Below are 22,667 nucleotides of genomic sequence, written 5' to 3'. Positions count from 1 at the left end.
TCTACGCTCAACAAGCGGACTTATCCACAGGCGCGGTGGATAGCGTTTGTCTTTTTGTGTTGACAATTTAAGAGCTTAACTGTGTAATTGATGGTTTACTCCAGTTTTTTTGCAGAGACACCATCATGAAGCGTACTTTCCAGCCTTCCGTTATCAAGCGCAAACGCAACCACGGCTTTCGCGCACGCATGGCAACCCGCGGTGGCCGCGCAGTTCTGCGCGCTCGTCGCGCTCAAGGCCGCGCCAAGCTGTCCGCCTGATTCTGGGCGGGTGCGTCCGGTATGTCGGGCGCTGCACGATACCGCTTTACGCGGGCACAGCGTTTACTGAAAACGGATGAATTTTCATCCGTTTTTAGTTTGCGTAATGCGGTCAGCAATGTGCATTTTCAGGTTTTAGCCCGTCCCAACGCGCTGCCAAGGGCCAGACTCGGCCTCGTGGTAGGCAAACGGACCGACAACCGGGCCGTGGTGCGCAATTACATCAAGCGCACAATCCGGGAAACTTTCCGCCTCAACGCCCAGTCTCTGGCAGGGCTTGATCTGGTGGTGCGTTCGCGCCAGGCCTTTGGCCGCAAGGAACGCGTTGCCGTGCGGGAAGAATTGCAAGATCTGTTCGCACGGATCCGCCGCAGATGTCCCGTCTGATCATTCTACTGCTGCAAATCTACCGCTACACGCTCAGCCCTTTGCTGGGCGCGCGCTGTCGTTTCACCCCCAGTTGTTCACAATATGCGATCGAAGCCGTGACCAGATATGGCGCGGTGAAAGGTGGGTGGCTTACAATGCGCCGTCTTGCCCGCTGCCATCCGTGGGGTGGGCATGGGCACGACCCCGTTCCCTGAACGGGTTTGCAGCAAAAACGCAGTCGTTCCAGTCACATGCCGTGAGCTGGCCTGACTACACCGAAACAGGCACCAGGTGCCGGATCAGCAGCCTAACCCGCTGCGCCGGACCGTGATTCGAGTACACGATGGATACCCGCAGACTGATTCTGTTCATCGCGATTTCGTTTGGCATTCTCTTCTTCTGGCAGAAGTGGGTGGACAAGCGCTATCCGCACGCCCAGACCGCCGAGCAAACCGCGACCGCTTCCGGCTCCGCCGCTGCACCCGCTGCGCCGGGCGCTGCGCCACAAGACGCCGCCGCACTGGCCAAGGGTCAGCGCGTCAAGGTCACGACTGACCTGTTTGCAGCCGAGATCGACACCGACGGTGCCGACCTGCGCCAGCTGCAACTGCTCAAGCATGGTGCCCAGGGCGATGCCTCGCAGCCGTTCACGCTGCTGCAAGACAGCGGCGCGCACACTTACGTGGCGCAAACCGGTCTGATCGGCACTGGCATGCCGAACCACAAGAGCATGTTTACTGCCAGCCAGGCGGCCTACACCCTGGCTGATGGCCAGAACAAGGTGGATGTGCGTCTGGAAAGCACCGGCCCGGATGGTGTGAAGGTCGCCAAGATCTACACGTTCACCCGTGGCAGCTACATCATCAATGTCACTTACGAAATCACCAACGGCGGCACTGCGCCGGTGACGACGTCGGCGTACTTCCGCCTGCTGCGTGACGGCAAGCCGGCCGACCAGAGCACTGGCCCGAGCATGTTTGGTGGCGCGCATACCTTCACTGGCCCGGCCGTGTACACGGACGAAGGCAAGTTCCAGAAGGTTGAGTTCTCCAAGATCGACAAGGGCGAAGCCAACTACGTGCAAAGTGCCAAGGATGGCTGGATTGCCATGATCCAGCATTACTTTGCCAGCGCGTGGATTCTGTCGCCGTTTGACCAGCCGTCGGCATGTGGCGCAACCGCCTGCCGTTACGAGCTGAAAAAACTGCCGGACGGTTTGTACTCTGCCGGTGCCATTGTTGATCTGCCGGCCATTCCGGCGGGTGGCAAGAAAGACCTGACGGTGCAGCTGTATGCTGGTCCGCAGGAAACCGCCATCATCGATCACGTGGCGCCAGGCTTTGACCTGATCAAGGACTACGGCATTTTCACCGTGTTCTCCAAGCCGATCTTCTGGCTGCTGGATCATATCCACAAGATCGTCGGCAACTGGGGCTGGTCCATCATCATCCTGACCATGCTGATCAAGGCGCTGTTCTATCCGCTGGCCTCCAAGAGCTATCGCTCCATGGCCAAGATGCGCAAGCTGGCACCGCGCCTGGAAGCGCTGAAAGAACGTCATGGCGATGACCGCATGAAGTTCCAGCAAGCCACCATGGAGCTGTACAAGAACGAGAAGGTCAACCCGCTGGGTGGTTGTCTGCCGATGCTGGTGCAGATCCCGATCTTCATCTCGCTGTACTGGGCCCTGCTGGCTGCGGTTGAACTGCGCCAGGCCCCGTGGATTCTGTGGATTCACGATCTGTCGGTGAAAGACCCGTACTACGTGCTGCCGGTGCTGATGACGGTCTCGATGTACGTGCAGACGCTGCTGTCGCCGCCGCCGCCGGACCCGATGCAAGCCAAGATGATGAAGATCATGCCGCTGATTTTCAGTGTGTTCTTCTTCTTCTTCCCGGCCGGTCTGGTGATTTACTGGGTAGTGAACAACTGCCTGTCGATCGCACAACAGTGGTACATCACCCGGTCGATCAACAAGCAAGACCCTGTCCAGACCGCCTGACAGGCCGTGTGAGACAAAAAAACAGCCACCCTTTGCGGTGGCTGTTTTGTTTTGTGGGCCGCCCCGAGTCAGGGTCGCCTGGCTGGTCAGCTGCGTACGGTCGCGCGGTACGTGGTGATCTGCCGGTAAGTCTGCCCGGGGCGCAGGATGACCTCGTGTGCCGAGGGCATGTTGACCTGATCCGGGAACGCCTGCGTTTCCAGGCAAACTCCATCGTGCGCGTGATAAGCGCGGCGGCCGGTGGTGCCTTCCAGGAAGTTGCCGGTATATACCTGAATGCCGCGTTCGGTGGTGGCGGTAATCAGTTCGCGCCCGCTGGCCGGATCAAACAGCGTGGCAACCTGGCGCAGCGTACCGGGCTCGCCTTCAGGCACGTAGCAGTGGTCCAGACCGCGCGCGATGCCCAGTTGCGGGTGGCTCATGGCCAGCACCTCGCCCAGCGCTACCGGCTGGCGCAAATCCAGCGGCGTGCCATCAACGCGCGCCATGTCCACCGGAATGGATTCGTGATCAATGGCCAGATAACGCCCTGCATTCACCTGCAGTTGCTGCGCGCGGATATCGGCTGCGCCGCCGGCCAGGTTGAAGTAGACGTGATTGGTCAGATTGACGGGCGTGGGGGCATCGGTGCGGGCGCCGTAGGTCAGCGTCAGCGTGCCGTCGTCCGCCAGTTCGTACTCCACCCAGACCTGCAGATTGCCCGGGAACCCGGCCGCGCCAGCGGGCGAGGTCAGCGTCAGCTGCAAGCTATTGCCCAGGATGTGGCCTTGCCAGCGCTGGGTGTGAAAGCCGGCATCGCCACCATGCAGCAGGTTGGCGCCTTCATTGGCGGTGAAAATGTACTGCTGGCCATCAATGGTGCAGCGTGCGCCCTTGATGCGGTTGGCCCAACGCCCGGCAATGCAACCGAAAAAACCGGCACCGGACAAATAACCGGCTGCGTTGTCGTGCCCCAGCACGATATCGCTCATGTTGCCGTCGCGGTCCGGGGCAAACCAGGAAACCAGCGATGCGCCGACGTCGGTAATCAGCATGCGCATGCCGTGGGCGTTTTCCAGGGTGTACAGGGTCGCGTCGTGATCCCACGGCGCAGATTGAATCGACATGAAGGCTCCAGCCAGAAACGGTCGCAAAGGCCCGGCGCGGAGCCGGAAAAGCGCAAATTATGCTGGAACCATTTAGCCGGGCAAAGCCGCTGATATGGAGTCGCCTGCCCGATTGCTGGATAGATCGGCCAATCTGCCGGCTTTACGCCCGCGCGCCGGAGGTTGCCGCCGCCACGGCACGCTGCCGGCGTACCACGCGCCAGGCCAGCAAGATGCCCAGCAACACGGCAAAGATCAGCGGCTGGGTGATGTCGCGTTTGACCAGCCACCAGTAGTGCAGCACACCCAGTGGCGCGATCACGTAGATGAGCTTGTGCAAGCGGCCCCAGTTGCGCTTCAGACGCCGCATCATCTTGTCGGTCGAGGTCACGGCCAGCGGGATCAGCAACACAAACGCCAGGAAGCCCACGGTAATGAACGGGCGCTTGATGATGTCTTTGATGATGGCGTGAAAATCAAAAAAGTGATCCAGCACCAGCCAGGTCAGAAAGTGCAGGCACACGTAGAAAAACGCATACAGGCCCAGCATGCGCCGAAAGCGGATCAATTCATTGCGGCCGGTGATTTGTCGCAACGGGGTGATGGTCAGCGTCAGCAGCAGGAAAATCAGCGTCCAGGTGCCGGTCTGGTGTGTGATGAATTCAATCGGGTTGACTGCGCTGATCGCCAGCCAGGCCGTACGGGCCAGCGGGATCAGGCAAACAAGGAAAAGCACGATTTTCAGGCGCTTGATGGCAAGGGCAGACATGGTTGATTCCGTAAAAAATCCGGCGAATAAGTGTTGGTCGTACAACCGCTTCGTCTATGACAGGGCCAGACCGGTATAATTACGCGTTTTCTAATCTTCCGGATGAACAACATGCCTGTCAGCGCCCTCTTGCCTGCGCACCGCATCGTGGTGAAGGTGGGTTCGAGCCTTGTCACCAACGAAGGTCGCGGCCTTGATCACACCGCGCTGGCCCGCTGGGCGGCAGAGATCGCCCAACTGGCCGCGCTGGGCAAACAGGTGGTGCTGGTGTCATCCGGTGCGGTGGCTGAAGGCGTGGCCCGGCTGGGCTGGAAAGAAAAACCCACTGCCATCCACGAAAAACAGGCCGCCGCCGCTGTCGGCCAGATGGGACTGTGCCAGGCCTACGAAAGTGCCTTTCGTGCGCATGGCCTGAAAACCGCCCAGGTCTTGCTGACGCATGAAGACATGGCCGACCGCACGCGTTATCTCAATGCCCGCACCACGCTGCTGACGCTGCTGGCGCTGGGCGTGATCCCCATCATCAACGAGAACGACACTGTGGTCACCGCCGAAATCAAGTTTGGCGACAACGACACGCTGGGCGCGCTGGTGACCAACCTGGTCGAAGGCGAAGCGCTGGTTATTCTGACCGACCAGCAAGGCTTGTACACTGCCGATCCGCGTAAAGATCCCTCTGCCACGCTGATCCAGGAAGCGCGCGCGGGTGATGTGGCGCTGGAAGCCATGGCCGGCGGCGCGGGCTCTACCGTGGGCACCGGTGGCATGTATACCAAGGTGATCGCAGCCAAGCGCGCTGCCCGCAGTGGTGCGGCGACCATCATCGCCAGTGGCCGGGAGCCGGATGTGCTGACACGGCTGGCCGGGGGCGAGGCCATTGGTACGCAACTGATCGCGGAACAAACCCCGCTGGCGGCGCGCAAGCAATGGATCGCCGCGCACTTGCAGGTCAAAGGCCGGCTGGTGGTCGATGAAGGCGCGCGTCGTGCGCTGGCGGAAAAGGGTTCCAGCCTGCTGCCGATCGGCGTGGTGGCGGTGGAGGGCGAGTTCTCGCGCGGTGATATGGTGAGCTGCGTGACGGCCGAAGGCATGGAACTGGCGCGCGGCCTCGTCAATTACCCGGCTGGCGACGCCCGCCGCATCATGCGTCAGCCCACCAGCCAGATTGAATCCTTGCTGGGTTATCTGGAAGAACCCGAGCTGATCCACCGCGATAACCTGGTATTGCTCTGAGCCAGACCAACCGGGGGCTGCCGGCAGGTTGCCCGCAGCCCCCGGTCTTGATCCGCTTGCCGCGACCGCCGTTACAGACCAAAGGTCAGTGAGACGGCGCCAGACACGCTCTGTATGCCCTGGGCAGACGCGCAGCTATCCTGTAGCAAGGCCGTGTTGACGAGGACAATCACCTGCGTCACCGCGCTGCCCAGCCCCAATCCGCCCGTCACCGTGCCGGTAAACGTGATGACCGAGTTCCCCTGCACTTTTTCTGTCCGCACGCTGGGGTAGGTTACCTGGCTTTGGCTATGCGCCGGATCGTTCCAGTAATAGGTGCGGACCACAGAGACGGCATCGTTGCCCAGCAACTCGTCACAAGACAAGGGCAAGGTGGAAGAGAACGAGTGGGTGCCGCCAGTCAGCCCGGTGGGCGCCCCCAGTACCGGCACGCACGCGTCGGTCTGGTTTGAGGTGAACTGGATGCTCTGCGTGGTATTGGTCAGGCCGGGGTTATAGGTAAAGCTGGCTGCACCGGTGCAGGTCATGACCAGCGGGTCTGCCCAGGCGCTGGCAGACAGGGTCAGCAATCCCAGCCCCGCCAATCCGCTGAGCCCCATGGCGAGCCAGCGCCGTACGGGTTGGTGCCACAAAGAAATACGCATATCTACCTCCAGATTCAAATTCAAGATCTGCCAGTTGGATCACCCTGTGAAATACCGGTCCGGGTGGCCTGAAACAGGCCCCGGGGTCTGGAGCGAATGTGTCTTTATGGGTCTGGGGATTAATCCATCCTGCCGCGCGGCGCAAGGCGCCAGGATGCGGCAGCAAAGGGTGTGGCCATTGATCAATGGCAAAGGGGCGAAAGCCTGCGCGAAGCATAGGCGCGGGCTGCAGAAAAAGGGGCCACAAATGACGGGCGGAAAAAAAGGGCGGTCGCGCCGCCCTTTTTGTCTGATGCCCGGTTCGCCTTACTTGCCGGACGATGCGCCTTCACCACCAGTGTGGCAGGCCGGACATTTGGCAGTGTTTTGCGAGGTGGTGCTTGAACCCAGTGCGGACTTCATGTCCTTGATCGACAACGGGTCACGCATGCTGCACAGCGCATCGTAGAGCGGTGCCTGATAGGTGTTGTAACCCTTTTCCTGGATGCGCTCCCACGGGCGATTCAACGGCGCCCAGACCGGGTTGTCACTGTTGCCGTAGTAATACGAACGAGACTGGCCGGTGTCGCAATCCATGCCTTCATAGACGTAGTTGTATTTGCCATTGCGCAGCGGGATACCGACGGCGTAGCGAACCAGTTTGTCTTTGTCGCCTACCGACAGGCTGTCTTTGGAGACGATGAAATGAACATTGCCCCAGGCGTAGTTGTTGCGGATCGGCGCCCAGTTACCCAGCGTGGCCAGGTCAGGCGCGGTGAAGCTTTGTTCGGCCGGTACGGGCAGCTTGTCCTTGAAGAAATTGGTGATGCTGTACTCATGCTTTGCATCGCCATCGTCCAGAGACTTGTTGGCAGCGTTGCGCGCATCGGTGTTTTCCCCGCTTTCAGCGGCGTACACATGGCTAGCCACGCACAACAACAGGCACGCGGCAGGGATCAGGCATTTCAAGTTCTTGCTCCTCAAGCGGGGTGGCGCAACGCTCGGGCTGGCCGGCCACAACCTTCTAATGATACGCCGTTCCTGAGGCATTCGCGGCGCGCGTGTGTAAATTCTCTGCGCGGGGCGGGATACATCTTGATCGGCAAAGCGCGCATTTGAAGCGTAAAATCCGGGGTTTGCCTTGTATCAAGCATTTAAACAAGAGAACCACCGCCCATGGATGCCGCCGATCTCGTCATCGACTTGTCTGGCCTGAATTGCCCCTTGCCCATTTTGCGTACCAAGAAAGCGCTGGCCAACCTGCAAAGCGGCCAGACCGTCCATGTGACCTGCACGGACCCGGCCACGCCCAAAGATTTTGCAGCCTTCTGCAAGCAGACGGGTAATCCGCTGCTTGATAGCGCTGAAGAAGCAGGCAAGTTTGTTTTTGTGATCCAGAAGCGCTGAAAGCGCGCGAGAGACCGACCTCATCATGACCCAGACCCTTACCCTGACCCGCCCTGACGACTGGCACCTGCACCTGCGCGACGGCGCCCTGATGGCGGCGGTGCTGCCGCATACCGCGCGTGAGTTTGCCCGCGCCATTGTCATGCCCAACCTCAAGCCGCCGGTTACCACGGTGGATCTGGCTGCGGCCTACCGCGACCGCATCCTGGCCGCCTTGCCGGCCGGTATGTCGTTTGAACCGCTGATGACGCTGTATCTGACAGACCGGACTGACCCGGCCGAAGTCGAGCGCGCCAAGGCCTCCGGTTTCGTGCACGGTATCAAGCTGTACCCGGCTGGTGCTACCACCAACTCGGACAGCGGCGTCACCAGCCTGGACAAGGTCATGCCGGCGCTGGAAAAAATGGCAGAGATCGGCCTGCCGCTGCTGGTGCACGGCGAAGTCACCGATGGCGACATTGACGTGTTCGACCGGGAGGCCGTGTTCATCGACACGCTGTTGGCCCCGCTGCTGCAGCGTTTGCCCAGCCTGCGCGTGGTGCTGGAACACATCACCACCCGCCAGGCCGCCGCGTTTGTCGCTGCCGCGCCAGAGAACGTCGCCGCCACGGTGACGGCGCATCACCTGTTGATGAACCGCAATGCCATGTTCACCGGCGGCATCCGCCCGCACCACTATTGTTTGCCGGTGCTCAAGCGTGAACAGCATCGTCAGGCGCTGGTGCAGGCCGTGACCAGCGGCTCGGCCAAGTTCTTCCTGGGCACCGACAGTGCCCCGCACGCCCGTCATACCAAAGAAGCCTCGTGTGGTTGCGCTGGCATGTACACCGCCCACGCCGCCTTGCCGCTGTATGCCGAGGTGTTTGACCGCGCCGGTGCGCTGGACAAACTGGAAGCCTTTGCCAGCTTTAACGGCCCGGACTTCTACCGCCTGCCGCGCAACACGGACAAGGTCACGCTTAACCGTAGCGCCTGGACGGTGCCGGCCGAGTATCCATTTGGCGAACACACTGTCGTGCCGTTGCGCGCCGGTGAAGAAGTGCAATGGACGCTGGCCGCTTGATGCTGACGCATCGCAATGCCAGCAAGCCGGCGTGGCTGGTGTTCGGCGTGGTGTTGATCGCCGCCGCGTTCTGGGGCTGGCCGCTGATTGACTCGCCGCGCTTTGAAAACCACTTCTTCGGTTTGTTCTGGTACTCCATGCTGCTGCTGGCGGCCGGCTTCTGGGCCTTTCCCGCCGAGCAGCGTGTGCATGATGGCGTGCTGGAACGGCGGATCTGCTTGCTGGGCCTCATTCCGGTGCGCACCCGGCATATTCCGCTGAGCGCATTTACCCGGGTGGTGCTGGATCAGGAACCCAATATCATCGGTCCGGACAGCGTCTGGGTATGCCTGGCTGACAACGGCGACGCGCGTTTTGTGTTCTCGCACTACCGCGCAACCCGCAGCGGCGTGGCCAAAGCGGTGCAAGAAGCGCACCGCCTGGCTGCCCAGGCCAGCCTGCCGTTTGTCGAACAAACCGCCCAGACCGACGCCTGATTTGCCCGCGCGCGAAGCCGGCAAACCGACCCGTGGGGAAAGGGCGCTGGCGAATGTGTGTATAATCGGGTCCGCGAAGCAAGCCAGACAGTCGCTGCCCGTTGCAAAACGGGGGGAGGAAAGTCCGGGCTCCGCAGGGCAGGATGCCGGCTAACGGCCGGGCGCCGTGAGGCGACGGAAAGTGCAACAGAGAGTAGACCGCCGATGACCAGGTCAAACTGGAACAGGCAAGGGTGAAACGGTGCGGTAAGAGCGCACCAGCGTCCCGGGCAACCGGGCGGCTCGGTAAACCCCATCCGGAGCAAGACCAAGCAGCAGGCGTTGAAACGGCCCGTCGAGCCTGCGGGTAGGTTGCAGGAGTCCATCAGTAATGATGGGCCTAGAGGAATGACTGTCAGGATGCGCGAGCATCTGTACAAAACCCGGCTTACCGGCTCGCTTCGCAACCTCATTCAGACAAAAAGCCCCATGGCATGCCATGGGGCTTTTTTCTTGCGCAGCCTGAGGCGTCGCCCTTAGATGCTGTCTTGCGGATTGGCACCGTGCAGACGCTGTTCCAGATCCAGTACGCGCGCTTCCAGCTCAGCCAGTTTTTCACGGCTGCGGGCCAGCACTTCTTGCTGGATCTCGAATTCTTCACGGGTCACCAGATCGAGCTTGGTAAAGGCCGTGCTCATCATGGCGCGCACATTCTTTTCGACATCCTTGGCCGGGCTGCTGGCAATGGCGTCAGAAATCTTGTTGGCGATTTCGTCGAACAGCTTTTCCTTGATCATGATGCTTCTCCTGATTTTGTTTCGTACCCGACCAGTTTAGCAGAGCAAGCACAAAAGCCTACTCCTCGTGGCGATTGCTTACGCGAATATTTCCTGAAAATCCATGCACTTGCACGGTGCATGCACTATTTTCAACTTGGTTCACGCGCTCGTAATTGGTGCGGACCTGGGTGCAAAGCGGCGCATTTACCGTTTGTCCGCCACATTCTTGCGTCATTTTCGGGGCTGGCACGGTTTCTGCTGAGAGGGAAACGTCGTTACCGGGACATGAGGAGCAAACCCATGAAATTTGTTACCGCCATCATCAAGCCGTTCAAGCTCGATGAGGTTCGTGAAGCCTTGTCGGCCATTGGCGTGGCTGGCTTGACCGTGACCGAAGTAAAAGGCTTTGGCCGTCAGAAGGGCCACACCGAACTCTATCGCGGCGCCGAATACGTTGTTGATTTTCTGCCCAAGGTCAAACTGGAAGTCGCCATTGCGGACGATCTGCTGGACCAGACCCTTGAAGCCATCGAAAAGGCCGCGAATACCGGCAAGATCGGTGACGGCAAGATCTTCGTGTTCCAGCTTGAGCACGTTGTCCGTATCCGCACCGGCGAAACCGGTGAGTCTGCGATTTAAGTAATCCAAGAACAATACGGGAAGGAGATGACCCGATGAAGAAATTACTTGCGATGTTCGCAATGCTGGGCGCGATGTGTATGGCAGCCCCCAGCTTTGCCGACGATGCTTCCGCCGCGGCGCCTGCATCTGATGCTGCCGCCGTAGTGGCATCTGATGCGTCTGCTGCCGCACCGGCTCCGGCTGCTGCAGCAAGCTCTGACGCTTCTGCCGCTGGTGCTGCTTCCGCACCGGCTGCTGCCCCGGCACCGACTGCACCGTTCAGTGTTGACTCTTCCAAGATCAGCGGCGGCGACACCGCCTGGATGCTGACTTCCACCGCGCTGGTGCTGTTCATGACCATCCCGGGCCTGGCACTGTTCTATGCCGGCATGGTGCGCAAGAAGAACGTGCTGGCTACCGTGATGCAAAGCTTTGCCATCACCTGCCTGATCACGATCATCTGGGTGGTGATTGGTTACTCGCTGGCCTTCACGCCGGGTAACAGCTTCATTGGTGGCTTCTCTCGTGTCCTGCTGTCCGGCATGAACTACATCAAGGGCGCCAATGCAACCACGCTGACCGTCAGCCATCTGGCCTCGACGATCCCGGAATCGGTGTACATGGTCTATCAAATGACCTTCGCCATCATTACTCCGGCCCTGATCACCGGCGCGTTTGCTGACCGTATGAAGTTCTCTGCCATGCTGGTGTTCATGGCCCTGTGGTCGATCATCGTCTACGCGCCGATCGCTCACATGGTGTGGGAACCGACAGGCTGGCTGGCTGGCGCTGGTATCCTGGACTTTGCTGGCGGTACGGTTGTGCACATCAACGCCGGTGTTGCCGGTCTGGTTTGCGCCCTGGTGCTGGGCAAGCGCGTGGGTTATGGCAAGGAAGCCATGGCACCGCACAACCTGGTGCTGTCGCTGATCGGTGCTTCGATGCTGTGGGTGGGCTGGTTCGGCTTCAACGCCGGCTCCGCTGTGGCTGCTGATGGCCGTGCCGGTTTCGCCATGATGACCACGCAAGTTGCAACCGCCATGGCTGCACTGGGCTGGATGTTTGCCGAGTGGGTTGCCAAGGGCAAACCTTCGGTACTGGGCATCATCTCTGGCGCTGTGGCAGGTCTGGTTGCCATCACCCCGGCCTCTGGCTTCGTGGGTGTCGGCGGCGCCCTGATCATTGGTCTGCTGGCTGGCGTGGTGTGCTTCTGGTCCGCTACATGGCTCAAGCACAAGCTCGGTTACGACGACTCCCTGGATGCCTTCGGCGTGCACGGTGTGGGCGGTATCCTGGGTGCGGTGCTGACTGGTGTGTTCGCAGTGAAAGATATCGGTGGTGTTGATGGCAACGTGGTTCTGCAGATCAAGGGCGTGCTGACCACGCTGGTCTACAGCGGCGTGCTGACCTTCGTACTGCTGAAGATTATTGATGTTGTGATCGGCCTGCGCGTGACTGAAGAAGAAGAACGCGAAGGTCTGGATGTGACCCTGCACGGCGAACGTGTGGAGTAATAGAACCAGAACAAGACAAAACACATCCTCTTGATCGTAAAGAGCAGAGTCGTACCTTCAACCCGCCGCAAGGCGGGTTCTTTTTTTGTGGGGTCGCATAAAACAAAACCGGGCCTCAGGCCCGGTTTGTGTGGCGAACCAGATCGTTCAGAGCAAATGGCGTGCGGCCTCAATCACAATGCTGACCGAATCGTTCTCGGTTTTTTTCATGGTCTCGGCGCTGGGGGTTTCCTGCTGGGTACGGTTCACGATCACGCCAGCGATCATGCCGGCGCGCAGGCCCATTGCGGCACACATGGTCAAGAGCGTGGCCGATTCCATCTCGTAGTTCATCACGTGCAGCGCTTGCCACTGTTTCATGCTGCCTTCCCATTCCTTGTTCACGCGGCCGGAATAGGTGTCGTAGCGCTCTTGCCCCGGGTAGAAGGTGTCTGAGGAAGCGGTGATCCCCACATGCGCTGTGGCGCCCTTGGCCCTGGCGGCGGCGACGAGCGCGGTGGTGCACTCGAAATCGGCCACGGCCGGGTATGGCGCGGGGGCGAAGTGGTAGCTGGCGCCATCCAGCCGGACCGAGCCCGTGGTAATCAGCACATCGCCCACATTGATATGGGGCTGGATCGCGCCCGTCGTCCCGACCCGCAAAAAGGTTCGCACGCCCAGTTGTGCCAGTTCTTCCACCGCAATAGAGGTCGACGGCCCGCCAATGCCGGTAGAACACACCACCACGCTCTGGCCATTCAATTCACCCAGCCAGGAGTTGAACTCGCGATGGCTGGCCAGCGGTTGCGGGTTCTGCATCAGTTCGGCAATGCGCTGGCTACGGCCAGGGTCACCCGGCACGATGGCAACGGTAGCGCCCTTGAGCATGGCTTTGGTCAACCCAAGGTGGAACACCTCGGATTTGTGATCGGCTTGCGACATAAGCTTGTCCTCGTCAGTACGGTCGGTCAGGCGTTGGGGTCCAGGTAAAACGCGCCAGGCAGCAGGGCGCTGGCGCTGGTGACCTCGACATCGCCCTTCAGGTTGGTCAGCACCACCTCCAGCGTGGGCGAGCCCAGTTCAATGATCACTTGCCGGCACGCGCCACACGGTGCAATGGGGCCGTCGGTATCGCCCACCACGGCCAGCGTGGCGAAGTCGCCCGGTTTATAGCCAGCGGCAATGGCGGCGAACAGCGCCGTGCGTTCGGCACAGTTGCACAGGCCATAAGAGGCGTTTTCTACATTGCAGCCATGAAACACCTTGCCATCACGCGTCAGCAGCGCGGCACCGACCTGAAAACGGGAGTACGGCGCATACGCTTTCTGGCGTGCGGTTTTTGCTTCCTGCATGAGTTGCTGCTGGTCCATGGCGGCTCCTTGTCAAAACGCCGGTATCAATGAATATGTTCGTGTATCACGGGTGGCAGGCGCGGCGGCGCGTCCGTGATGGTATAGGCCGCCGTCACTTCTGCAATGGCGTTGCGGGCACTGTTTTCGTTATGTGCGTGGACGACGCCCAGGAGCTGGCCGGGCTCCACGCGTGCGCCCAGTTCCGCCAGCCCGGTCAGCCCCACCGCGTAGTCAATGCGATCTGCTGGCAGGCGCCGGCCGCCCCCCAGATTCACCACAGTCAGCCCCAGCGCGCGACAGTCAATGGTGCTGATATAACCGGATTGCGTGGCGACGACAGGAACCTGGGTACGTGACGAGGCCAGATACTGGTCGGGCGCTTCCAGCAAATCGGTCGGGCCGCCCTGGGCGGACACCATTCTGGCGAAGCGCTCGGCGGCGGCACCGGTATCCAGACTGCGCTGCAGCGCCGCCCGCGCCTCATCATCGCTGCCGGCAAGCCCGCCTAGCACCAGCATGCGCGTGGCCAGCGCCATGGTGACCTCGTGCAGCCGCGCGGGCCTGGCTTTGCCGGTCAGGTAATCAATGGCACAGCGGATTTCCACCGCATTGCCGGCGGCGGGCGCCAGCGCCTGGCTCATGTCCGTGATCAAGGCAGAGGTCTTCAGCCCCGCGCCGTTGCCGACATCAACAATGCTGCGCGCCAGCGTGCGGGCTTTATCCATGGTGGGCATGAAGGCGCCGCTGCCGGTTTTGACATCCATAACCAGCGCCTGCAAGCCGGCACAAAGTTTCTTGGACAGGATGGAGGCCGTAATCATGGCCACCGATTCCACCGTCGCCGTCACATCACGCACCGCGTAAATACGTTTGTCTGCCGGCGCCAGGTCTGCGGTCTGGCCAACAATGGCAAGGCCGGTTTCGCTGACGATGCGCTGCAGGCGCGGCAAATCGGGCGAGACATCGTAACCGGGAATGGCTTCGAGTTTGTCCAGCGTGCCGCCGGTATGGCCCAGACCACGGCCAGAGATCATGGGCACAAAGCCGCCGCACGCCGCGACCATGGGCCCGAGCAGCAGGGAGGTCAGATCGCCCACGCCGCCGGTGGAGTGTTTATCCAGCACCGGCCCGGGCAGGCGCGAATTGGCCCAGTCCAGAATGCGGCCAGAATCACGCATGGCCAGTGTCAGTGCCACGCGTTCTGGCGTGCTCATGCCATTGAAATAAATGGCCATGGCCAGCGCGGCCACCTGGCCGTCAGAGACCGACCGATCAACCACGCCCCGCACAAAAAAGCTGATTTCCTCGGTGCTCAGTGCAATCTGGTCACGCTTTTTGCGGATGATTTCCTGGGGAAGAAACATGATGAACCTCAACACGCAAAGCGGGCGCACGTCGCGCCCGCAATCGGGGATCAGTAGGCGGTGTTGCGCGTGGCGCCGGCATCCTGCCCCAGCGTGGTCAACAGATTGCCCAGCAAACTGGATGCACCAAAACGGAATGTCTCCGGCTTTGCCCAGTCCGGCCCCATGATGCGGTCCGCCAGCGCCAGATAAGCGGCGGCTTCGGTGGCCGTACGCACACCGCCAGCGGCCTTGAAACCCACTTGTTTGCCGGATTTGCGGATGGCTTCAAGCATGATTTCCGCCGCTTGCAAGGTGGCGTTCACCGGCACTTTGCCGGTAGAGGTCTTGATGAAATGCGCGCCGGCCTGAATGGAAATCTCGCTGGCGCGCTTGATCAATTGCGGCGCGGTCAGCTCGCCCGATTCAATAATCACCTTGAGCACCTTGTCGCCAACGGCGGTGCGGCACATCGACACCAGCTTGTGGCCGACGTCTTCATCGCCTGCCATCAACGCGCGATAGGGGAAAACCACGTCGACTTCGTCGGCCCCCAGCAACACGGCCTCGGCGGTCTCGCCTGCGGCGGCTTGCGGGTTGGCCTCACCGATCGGAAAGTTGGTGACGGTGGCGACCGGGATATTGAGCCCCTGCGCAGCCAGGGCTTCTTTGGCGGTGCGTACGAACTGCACATAGACACACAGCGCAGCCGGCGTGCCCAGCGGCGTGTTGGCGGCAGCGGCCAGCGCGCGGATGGAATCGTGCGTGTCGGTGTCGTTCAGGGCGGTCAGGTCCATCAGATGCAGCGCGCGCAGGGCTGCTTCGGTCAAATGATTGCGGGTCAGGTCGGTCATGATTGCCTCCGGCTGAAAAGAAGAATCCGGACAAAGCCGTGATTACAAAGACAGGAAAATACCGGCGATGGTTGCACTCATCAGGTTGGAAAGCGTCCCGGCGGCGACCACGCGCAAACCATAACGGGCCACTTCGGATCGCCGCTCCGGTGCGACGGCGGAAAAACCACCGGCCAGAATGGCGATGGAAGAAAAGTTGGCAAAGCCACACAAGGCAAAGGACACAATGGCCAGGGTTTTGGGGTCCAGCACAGTCAGGCCTGCCGCAGTCACGCTGGCGGCATCTTTCAGATAGGGAGCCAGCCCGACATAGGCGACAAACTCATTGAGGATCATCTTCTGCCCAAGGAAATTGCCGGCAATCTGCGCATGATTCCACGGCACGCCAATCAGCCAGGCAAGCGGCGAGAAGATATAGCCCAGTATGGCTTCCAGCGTCAGGTCCGGGTGGCCGAACCAGCCAAAGAAGCCACCAACAATGCCGTCAAGCAGCGCAATCAGCCCGATAAAAGCGATCAGCATGGCCCCGACATTGAAGGCGATCTGCAAACCCACCTGCACGCCGGAAGCCGCCGCTTCGATCACGTTGGCCGGGCGGTGCTCGTCAAAACCCACGTTTTCGAACTCGACCGTGCTGGGGCCGGTGGAAGGACAAATGATCTTGGCAAACAGCAAGCCGCCAGGAATGGCCATGAACGAGGCCGCCAGCAGGTATTCCATCTTGACGCCCAACCCGGCATAACCGGCCAGCACAGAGCCCGCCACCGCAGCCATGCCGCTGGACATGACGGCAAACATCTCGGGTCCGTTCATTTGCTTGACGAAGGGTTTGACCACAGCCGGCATCTCGCTCTGGCCGAGGAAGATGGTGGTCGCGGCAGAGAAAGACTCGATTCTGGAAACACCAATGATTTTCTGGAAAATCGTACCCAGGATCAGCACGATCCAGCGCATGACGCCGATGTAATACAGCACCGAGATCAGCGCCGTCACAAAGATGATGGCCGGCAATACGCGAAAGGCGAATACAAAACCGCCATCGCCAAAGAGCTCGAACATTTTTTTGTCGACCAGCCCGCCAAACATGAAGGCGATGCCATGGTTGCCGAATTCCAGCACGTGATTCACCGCATTGGCCGCACCTTCCAGGATGATCTTGCCGATCGGCACAAACAGGATGAACGCGCCGATCGCGATCTGGGTGAGCAGCGCGGCAATCACCACGCGCGGCTTGATCAGGCGACGATTATTGGAAACGGCAAAGGCGATCAACAACAGAACCAGCATGCCAATAAGGCTGCGGATGATATCCATCTTGAAAGGTACTCCCCGAAACGGCTTGTTGAGATTGTTTTGCGCCCTGGGTCATTGCTTGTGGCAGCGATCAAGGCCGGGCCTGGAAAAGAGCGGACCCATCAACATAAAGGCGGCAGGGCGCCGCTGCGTTGATGCGTATCCTGTTTTTGGCAGAAAAACACGGGATATGCCAACCAGGGTTTCCGGAATGTTCGGGGAAGGGAGTGAGGAGTGAGGAGTGAGGAGTGAGGAGTGAGGAGTGAGGAGTGAGGAGTGAGGAGTGAGGAGTGAGGAGTGAGGAGTGAGGAGTGAGGAGGGGGAGGCGTGCATACCCCTGGCTCGTCATTCCTGCGCAGGCAGGAATCCAGTAGGCCCACCGCAGGTGGGCTTTGCCTGGCAAACCAGTTTCAGTGCCTTCGGCACACCTGTTTGTGCCTGGATTCCGGCCAAGGGGCCGCCGAGGTCAGGAATGACGAGGCTGTGGTTTGGGTGAAAGGGTAGTTGCATCTGGCAGACCGGCACTTACACTCTGCACACCTCACACCTCACACCTCACACCTCACACCTCACACCTCACACCTCACACCTCACACCTCACACCTCACACCTCACACCTCACACCTCACTCAGTAATACTTCTTCAGATCCATGCCTTTATACATACCAGCCACGTAATCGCCGTAGCCATTGAACATCAGCGTCTTGCGGCGGAAGAATTCGCCGATACGACGCTCGGTGGCCTGGCTCCAGCGCGGGTGATCCACTTCCGGATTCACGTTGGAATAGAACCCGTATTCGCTGGGCACGGACTTGTTCCACGCGGTACCGGGCTGGCTGCTGACCAGGCGGATTTTCACGATGGACTTGGCGCTCTTGAAACCGTATTTCCACGGCACCACCACCCGTACCGGTGCGCCGTTCTGGTTGGGCAGTGCCTTGCCATACAGGCCAAAGGTCAACAGCGTCAGCGGGTTCATGGCTTCGTCCATGCGCAGACCCTCGGTATAAGGCCAGTCCAGCACGCGTTCGGCCAGGCCCGGCATCTGGCGCGGGTCGGCCAGCGAGGTAAATTCCACATATTTGGCGTTGCCGGTGGGTTGTACCTGTTTGATCAGCTCGGACAACGGAAACCCGTCCCACGGAATGACCATGGACCACGCTTCCACACAGCGCAGGCGATAGATACGTTCCTCCATCGGCGCCAGTTTGATCAGGCTGTCGATATCAAAGGTCTGTGGTTTCAGGCATTCGCCTTCCACCCGCACCGCCCACGGCCGCGTTTTCAGCGAACCGGCGTTTTGTCCAGGGTCGGTCTTGTCGGTCCCGAACTCGTAGTAATTGTTGTAATGCGTGATCTGGTCGAAGGTGTTTTGCGGCTCCGTCGTGTTGTATCTGGACGGTTTACCGGCAAACACGTTGGCAGGTGCGGCGGCGGCCAGCGCCAGATCAGGAATCAGGCTGGCACCGACCAGCGTTCCGGCCGCAGTCATAAAGCGGCGGCGATCGCGATAGACCGCTTCCGGTGTGATCTCGCCAGGCGTAATGCCCGCGTCAAAGGTGAAACGAGACATGAAGGTTCTCCCACAGTGGCACAGGCTATGAGTCGGTTTATGTCCGGATTTCTTACGCGGTTGAATTGTTTTCAGATGCACGGCGCCCGGTTCGCCGTGATGTGAGGCGTGTGACCGTCAGTGTGGTAAAAAGTGCGCAGCGAAAACCACAAAAGCAGCCGCAACCAGTACGCAGGCCGCGATATTCATGGTGCGATCGACTTCTTTGCGTGCTTTGGGGAAAAGCCGGCTCCAGAGCCACCAGGCCGCCAGCAGCAGGGCCAGAACGCGGATCACCTGAACGGATGCCGAGAGCATGATTTTTTGTCTGTGCCAGTAAGGGACGATTATCGCCGCCGAAAGTGTAGGCGAGATCTGACCACACTTAATGTTCTACTTTAAGTACCGTGGTTTATATCCTGATACTTAATGACTTTATTTGACGGGAATTTTTGTGTGAACTCCATTATAAGTGATTGTATAGAAACGGAAAAATAGCCAGGCGCCCCTTGTGGCGCGTTTTTTTTTGCTCTATAGTGGGGCGAAGTGGGAGAAAGTGGGTGAAAGTGTCCTTTTTACCCAGAATTCACCAGGAAAACTCGGGCAATGTTCGGCGGCGTAGCAACTCTTAATCTCGACAGCAAAGGGCGTTTGGCGATTCCGGCCAGACATCGCGAGCTGCTGTCCGCCCATTGCGCCGGCAAACTGGTCATTACCGTTGAACCGGCGGGCTGTCTGCTGGTGTATCCCGAACCCGACTGGATTCCCGTGCGTGACAAGCTCAACCAGCTGTCCGGCGCGCAGGTGGCCATTCGCCGCGTGATTGTCGGGCACGCTGAAGAAATCGAAATGGATAGCGCCGGTCGCGTGCTGATCCCTCCACGCCTGCGTCAGATCGCCGGCCTGGACAAGGAAGTCGCACTGGTGGGCATGGGCAACAAGTTCGAGCTGTGGGATGACGTCAAGTGGGGCGCACAAACTGCGTCCGTACTGGCCATTGACCCGGCAGAACTGGCCCAGCAAATGCAGGGTATCGTGCTGTGAGTTTTATCCATCGCACGGTCTTGCTCGACGAAGCGGTCCAGGGTCTCCATCTGCAAGCCGACGGCATCTATGTCGACGGCACCTTTGGCCGCGGCGGTCACAGCCGCCACATTCTCTCGCAACTGGGTGCGGGCGGACGCCTGATCGCGTTCGACAAAGACCCGCAGGCCATTGCCGAGGCCGCCACCATCACCGATCCGCGTTTCACCATTGTTCATGACGGCTTTGCGCAACTGGCGCAGTCGCTGGACAAGCTGGGCGTGGAAAAAGTCGATGGTGTGCTGCTGGATCTGGGTGTTTCTTCCCCCCAACTGGACGATGGCAGTCGCGGCTTCAGTTTCCGCTTCGACGCGCCATTGGATATGCGCATGGACACCACCCGCGGCATGACTGCTGCCGAGTGGCTGAACACTGCAGATGTAAAAGACATTGCCGAGGTGATACGTGACTATGGCGAAGAGCGGTTTGCTAAACAGGTTGCAGCAGCGATTGTTGCGGGTCGGGGCGAGCAGCCCCTCACGAGTACACGGCAACTTGCCGCGCTCGTGGCAAAAGCCGTCCGTACCCGTGAGCCGGGCCAGGACCCGGCGACGCGTACCTTCCAGGCTGTACGGATTTTCATTAATCGGGAGCTTGAAGAGCTCTCGCTGATCCTGCCGCAGGCGCTTTCGCGCCTGAAACCGGGCGGGCGTTTGTCGATCATTGCCTTTCATTCGCTGGAAGACCGGATCGTCAAACAATTCATGCAGCATGCGTCAAAATCACACATGCCGGACAGACTGCCGCTCAGGGCGTCAGAGATGCCGGTGCCACCACTCAAGATCATTGGCAAACCCGTCCGCGCCAGTGAGACAGAGGTGGCGGAAAACCCCAGGGCCAGAAGTGCGATCCTGCGGGTGGCAGAAAGAACGGAGGCGGCGCTGTGATCCGCCTCAATCTGTTTTTATTGGCCCTCGCCATTGTGTGTGCATTGTCCGTCGTCACCAGCCAGCACCGCGCGCGTAAAGCGTACGGAGAACTGCAGAAAGAACAAGAGGTTGCACGTCAGCTCGACGTGGAATGGGGTCAGTTGCAGCTGGAAGAAAGCACCTGGGCCATGCATTCGCGGATCGAGTCTGAGGCCACCCAGCGTCTTGGCATGCAGATGCCTGGCTCGGCCCGCACCCAGGTCGTCGGCCCGGACGGCGTTGCCGTCGGCCGCGTGGCCACCAAAGCGGACCTGAAACAATGAACGCGCGTATTTCTTCAGTGCGTCCGCACCAGCGCTACGTCCACGTGCTCAAGCTTGAGCGCTGGCGGGTCTGGGCCATTGTCACCGTGTTGATGCTGTTGTTCCTGACCTTGCTGGCCCGGGGCCTGTGGCTGCAAGCGTTCAACGAGTCCTTCCTGCAAAGCCAGGGCGACGCACGCTATACCCGTACGCTCAAGCTGGAAGCCAACCGCGGCATGATCACCGACCGCAACGGCGATCCGCTGGCGATCTCCACCCCGGTACAGTCGATCTGGTGCAGCCCGCGCGGCATGACACTGCTGCCGCCAGGCCAGAAGCGCGATGACGACTGGGAGCCGGCCAACGAAAAAGACCCGGTGCCGGTCTCGCGCGATGAAGTCGCCTCGCTGGCCAAGGCCCTGGGGATGAGCCCGGCCGATATCCTCAGCAAGATCACCGCCGCCAGCAAGAAAAACGCAAACGGCGATGATATCCGCCCTGACTTTGTCTGGCTCAAGCGCGGCATGGCGCCGGCGGATGCCAAGACGGTGCTGGCGCTGAACGTGCCGGGCGTTTATGCGCAAACCGAATACCGCCGTTACTACCCCGCCGGGGAAGTGATGGCGCATATCATTGGCTTTACCAATATTGATGGTAAAGGCCAGGAAGGTTTCGAGCTGACCCGTGATGGCATGCTGGCCGGCAAGCCGGGTAGCCGTACCGTGATCCGCGACCGTCGTGGTTACATTGTGGAAGACATCTCCACCATCGTGCCACCGCGTGATGGCGAAACGCTGACATTGTCGATCGACAAGCGCATCCAGTATCTGGCCTACCGCGAACTGAAAGCAGCAGTCGAAGCCAACAAGGCCGTCGGTGGCGGCATTGTGGTGCTGGACGCCCACACCGGCGAAGTGCTGGCGCTGGCCAATGCGCCGTCGTACAACCCCAACAGCCGTGCCCGTATTGATCCGGCCGCCCGCCGTAACCGCGCGCTGACCGATATCTATGAACCCGGTTCGGTCATGAAGCCGATCACGATTTCTGCCGTGATGGATTCGGGCAAGATCACGCCGACCAGCAAGGTCGATACCTTTAACGGCACCATGTCGATCGGCCCGGCCACCATTCACGACACCCACCATGGCGGTGTGTTGTCGATTGCGCAGGTGATCCAGCAATCGTCCAACGTCGGTGCGGCCCGCATCTCGCTGATGATGCCGCGTGAATACATGTGGAACGCCTATCACAACGCCGGTTTTGGCGAAGTGCCGCACAGTGGTTTCCCGGGTGAAGCCGGCGGTATTTTGCGCAACTGGAAAAACTGGCGCCCCATCGAGCAGGCCACCATGGCGTTCGGCAACGGTATTTCCGTTAGCCTGATGCAGATGGCGCGTGCCTATCAGATGTTTGCCGATAACGGCCAGATTCATCCGATCACTTTTACCAAGCTGGTTGCGCCCATGCCGGGCAAGCAGGTGATCAGCCCGCAAAGCGCCCAGCAGATGCGCGACATGATGGAAAGCGTGGTGCAGCCTGGCGGTACCGGTGTGGCTGCGCGAGTCGTGGGTTATCGCGTGGCGGGCAAGACCGGGACATCGCACAAGCTGGAAAACGGCGTGTATGTAAACAAGTACATTGCGTCGTTTATCGGTATGGCCCCAGCATCTGACCCCCGTTTGATTATTGCCGTGATGATCGATGATCCGCAGGGCGGCAAACATTTTGGTGGCTCCGTTGCGGGCCCCGTGTTCAGTAACGTCATGGCCGGCAGTCTGCGCTTGCTGGGCGTACCGCCCGATGCGCCGACCGACAACATCCTTCTGCCCGCGCCCGATGAGTCGGACGCAAGGGAATAA

At 60.2% G+C, this 22,667-nt stretch carries 26 protein-coding genes and 1 other RNA gene; 15 read left to right on the top strand and 12 right to left on the bottom strand.

Going from position 1 to position 22,667, the window contains the following annotated elements:
• Nucleotides 1-125: 125 nt before the first annotated feature.
• The 4 genes from rpmH to yidC all read left to right on the top strand — a co-directional run bounded on the left by rpmH (nt 126) and on the right by yidC (nt 2,631).
• A complete protein-coding gene (rpmH, locus tag IEX57_RS19575) occupies nt 126-260 on the top strand; it encodes a 50S ribosomal protein L34 (protein WP_184101372.1) in 135 nt (44 codons plus the stop codon).
• Nucleotides 261-281: 21 nt separating this feature from the next.
• Nucleotides 282-647, top strand: a complete 366-nt coding sequence (gene rnpA / locus IEX57_RS19570) for a ribonuclease P protein component (RefSeq protein ID WP_188706747.1) — start codon at nt 282-284, stop codon at nt 645-647.
• Nucleotides 635-844, top strand: a complete 210-nt coding sequence (gene yidD / locus IEX57_RS19565; RefSeq protein ID WP_188706745.1) for a membrane protein insertion efficiency factor YidD — start codon at nt 635-637, stop codon at nt 842-844. Before rnpA ends, yidD begins: the two co-directional genes overlap by 13 nt.
• Nucleotides 845-972: 128 nt before the next feature.
• Entirely contained in the window at nt 973-2,631 is a 1,659-nt protein-coding gene (gene yidC / locus IEX57_RS19560; protein WP_188706743.1) for a membrane protein insertase YidC, read from the top strand.
• Nucleotides 2,632-2,717: 86 nt separating this feature from the next.
• Here yidC and IEX57_RS19555 read toward each other — a convergent pair whose 3' ends face one another.
• Both IEX57_RS19555 and msrQ read right to left on the bottom strand, forming a co-directional pair.
• Entirely contained in the window at nt 2,718-3,737 is a 1,020-nt protein-coding gene (locus IEX57_RS19555; protein ID WP_188706740.1) for an aldose epimerase family protein, read from the bottom strand.
• Nucleotides 3,738-3,879: 142 nt separating this feature from the next.
• Nucleotides 3,880-4,485, bottom strand: coding sequence for a protein-methionine-sulfoxide reductase heme-binding subunit MsrQ (msrQ, locus tag IEX57_RS19550; protein WP_188706738.1), 606 nt, complete (start codon nt 4,483-4,485; stop codon nt 3,880-3,882).
• Between the two features lie 111 nt (nt 4,486-4,596).
• On the opposite strand from msrQ, the gene proB reads away from it, so the two are divergent.
• Nucleotides 4,597-5,718, top strand: coding sequence for a glutamate 5-kinase (gene proB / locus IEX57_RS19545; protein ID WP_373285225.1), 1,122 nt, complete (start codon nt 4,597-4,599; stop codon nt 5,716-5,718).
• A 71-nt stretch (nt 5,719-5,789) separates the two neighbouring features.
• On the opposite strand, the gene IEX57_RS19540 is transcribed toward proB, so the two are convergent.
• On the bottom strand, nt 5,790-6,362 hold the full coding sequence (locus tag IEX57_RS19540) for a hypothetical protein (RefSeq protein WP_188706734.1): 573 nt from the start codon (nt 6,360-6,362) through the stop codon (nt 5,790-5,792).
• Between the two features lie 306 nt (nt 6,363-6,668).
• A complete protein-coding gene (locus tag IEX57_RS19535; RefSeq protein WP_188706732.1) occupies nt 6,669-7,310 on the bottom strand; it encodes a CNP1-like family protein in 642 nt (213 codons plus the stop codon).
• A 207-nt stretch (nt 7,311-7,517) separates the two neighbouring features.
• On the opposite strand from IEX57_RS19535, the gene IEX57_RS19530 reads away from it, so the two are divergent.
• From IEX57_RS19530 to rnpB, 4 genes are all read left to right on the top strand, one after another.
• Nucleotides 7,518-7,748, top strand: a complete 231-nt coding sequence (locus IEX57_RS19530; RefSeq protein ID WP_188706730.1) for a sulfurtransferase TusA family protein — start codon at nt 7,518-7,520, stop codon at nt 7,746-7,748.
• A gap of 25 nt (nt 7,749-7,773) precedes the next feature.
• The gene (gene pyrC, locus IEX57_RS19525) at nt 7,774-8,811 is read left to right on the top strand and encodes a dihydroorotase (RefSeq protein WP_188706728.1); all 1,038 of its coding nucleotides are present in this window, start codon (nt 7,774-7,776) and stop codon (nt 8,809-8,811) included.
• Nucleotides 8,793-9,287, top strand: coding sequence for a hypothetical protein (locus tag IEX57_RS19520; protein ID WP_188706726.1), 495 nt, complete (start codon nt 8,793-8,795; stop codon nt 9,285-9,287). The genes pyrC and IEX57_RS19520 overlap by 19 nt, the downstream gene beginning before the upstream one ends.
• Before the next feature lie 75 nt (nt 9,288-9,362).
• Nucleotides 9,363-9,733, top strand: an RNA gene (rnpB, locus tag IEX57_RS19515) — RNase P RNA component class A.
• A gap of 69 nt (nt 9,734-9,802) precedes the next feature.
• On the opposite strand, the gene IEX57_RS19510 is transcribed toward rnpB, so the two are convergent.
• Entirely contained in the window at nt 9,803-10,063 is a 261-nt protein-coding gene (locus IEX57_RS19510) for an accessory factor UbiK family protein (RefSeq protein WP_188706724.1), read from the bottom strand.
• A gap of 282 nt (nt 10,064-10,345) precedes the next feature.
• Here IEX57_RS19510 and glnK point away from each other — a divergent pair, with 282 nt between their 5' ends.
• Nucleotides 10,346-10,684, top strand: coding sequence for a P-II family nitrogen regulator (glnK, locus tag IEX57_RS19505; protein ID WP_188691227.1), 339 nt, complete (start codon nt 10,346-10,348; stop codon nt 10,682-10,684).
• Nucleotides 10,685-10,719: 35 nt separating this feature from the next.
• A complete protein-coding gene (locus IEX57_RS19500; protein WP_188706722.1) occupies nt 10,720-12,180 on the top strand; it encodes an ammonium transporter in 1,461 nt (486 codons plus the stop codon).
• 147 nt (nt 12,181-12,327) lie between these two features.
• Here IEX57_RS19500 and udp read toward each other — a convergent pair whose 3' ends face one another.
• The 7 genes from udp to IEX57_RS19465 all read right to left on the bottom strand — a co-directional run bounded on the left by udp (nt 12,328) and on the right by IEX57_RS19465 (nt 18,872).
• Nucleotides 12,328-13,101 carry a uridine phosphorylase gene (gene udp, locus IEX57_RS19495; protein ID WP_188706720.1) on the bottom strand — a complete coding sequence of 258 codons (774 nt, stop codon included), beginning with the start codon at nt 13,099-13,101 and terminating at the stop codon, nt 12,328-12,330.
• A gap of 26 nt (nt 13,102-13,127) precedes the next feature.
• On the bottom strand, nt 13,128-13,529 hold the full coding sequence (locus tag IEX57_RS19490) for a cytidine deaminase (RefSeq protein ID WP_188706718.1): 402 nt from the start codon (nt 13,527-13,529) through the stop codon (nt 13,128-13,130).
• Nucleotides 13,530-13,555: 26 nt separating this feature from the next.
• Entirely contained in the window at nt 13,556-14,875 is a 1,320-nt protein-coding gene (gene deoA / locus IEX57_RS19485; RefSeq protein ID WP_188706716.1) for a thymidine phosphorylase, read from the bottom strand.
• 50 nt (nt 14,876-14,925) lie between these two features.
• The gene (gene deoC / locus IEX57_RS19480) at nt 14,926-15,708 is read right to left on the bottom strand and encodes a deoxyribose-phosphate aldolase (protein WP_229709137.1); all 783 of its coding nucleotides are present in this window, start codon (nt 15,706-15,708) and stop codon (nt 14,926-14,928) included.
• 42 nt (nt 15,709-15,750) lie between these two features.
• Entirely contained in the window at nt 15,751-17,022 is a 1,272-nt protein-coding gene (locus IEX57_RS19475; protein WP_188706714.1) for a NupC/NupG family nucleoside CNT transporter, read from the bottom strand.
• 608 nt (nt 17,023-17,630) lie between these two features.
• Complete coding sequence (gene msrP / locus IEX57_RS19470) at nt 17,631-18,575, bottom strand: protein-methionine-sulfoxide reductase catalytic subunit MsrP (RefSeq protein ID WP_188706712.1); 945 nt, start codon at nt 18,573-18,575, stop codon at nt 17,631-17,633.
• A gap of 117 nt (nt 18,576-18,692) precedes the next feature.
• Nucleotides 18,693-18,872 carry a protein MIGRI gene (locus IEX57_RS19465; RefSeq protein WP_188706710.1) on the bottom strand — a complete coding sequence of 60 codons (180 nt, stop codon included), beginning with the start codon at nt 18,870-18,872 and terminating at the stop codon, nt 18,693-18,695.
• A 288-nt stretch (nt 18,873-19,160) separates the two neighbouring features.
• Here IEX57_RS19465 and mraZ point away from each other — a divergent pair, with 288 nt between their 5' ends.
• From mraZ to IEX57_RS19445, 4 genes are read left to right on the top strand one after another with little or no spacing between them, the layout of a single operon-like run.
• Complete coding sequence (gene mraZ / locus IEX57_RS19460) at nt 19,161-19,598, top strand: division/cell wall cluster transcriptional repressor MraZ (protein ID WP_188706708.1); 438 nt, start codon at nt 19,161-19,163, stop codon at nt 19,596-19,598.
• Nucleotides 19,595-20,524 carry a 16S rRNA (cytosine(1402)-N(4))-methyltransferase RsmH gene (gene rsmH / locus IEX57_RS19455; RefSeq protein WP_188706706.1) on the top strand — a complete coding sequence of 310 codons (930 nt, stop codon included), beginning with the start codon at nt 19,595-19,597 and terminating at the stop codon, nt 20,522-20,524. The genes mraZ and rsmH overlap by 4 nt, the downstream gene beginning before the upstream one ends.
• Nucleotides 20,521-20,829, top strand: coding sequence for a cell division protein FtsL (ftsL, locus tag IEX57_RS19450; RefSeq protein WP_188706704.1), 309 nt, complete (start codon nt 20,521-20,523; stop codon nt 20,827-20,829). The genes rsmH and ftsL overlap by 4 nt, the downstream gene beginning before the upstream one ends.
• Nucleotides 20,826-22,667 (top strand): peptidoglycan D,D-transpeptidase FtsI family protein, encoded by a 1,842-nt coding sequence (locus IEX57_RS19445; protein WP_188706701.1) that lies wholly within the window; start codon nt 20,826-20,828, stop codon nt 22,665-22,667. Before ftsL ends, IEX57_RS19445 begins: the two co-directional genes overlap by 4 nt.

The sequence above is a fragment of the Silvimonas iriomotensis genome (genome assembly GCF_014645535.1).
Classification (GTDB): Bacteria; Pseudomonadota; Gammaproteobacteria; order Burkholderiales; family Chitinibacteraceae; genus Silvimonas; species Silvimonas iriomotensis.
This window is presented reverse-complemented; position numbering and strand designations above follow the sequence as displayed.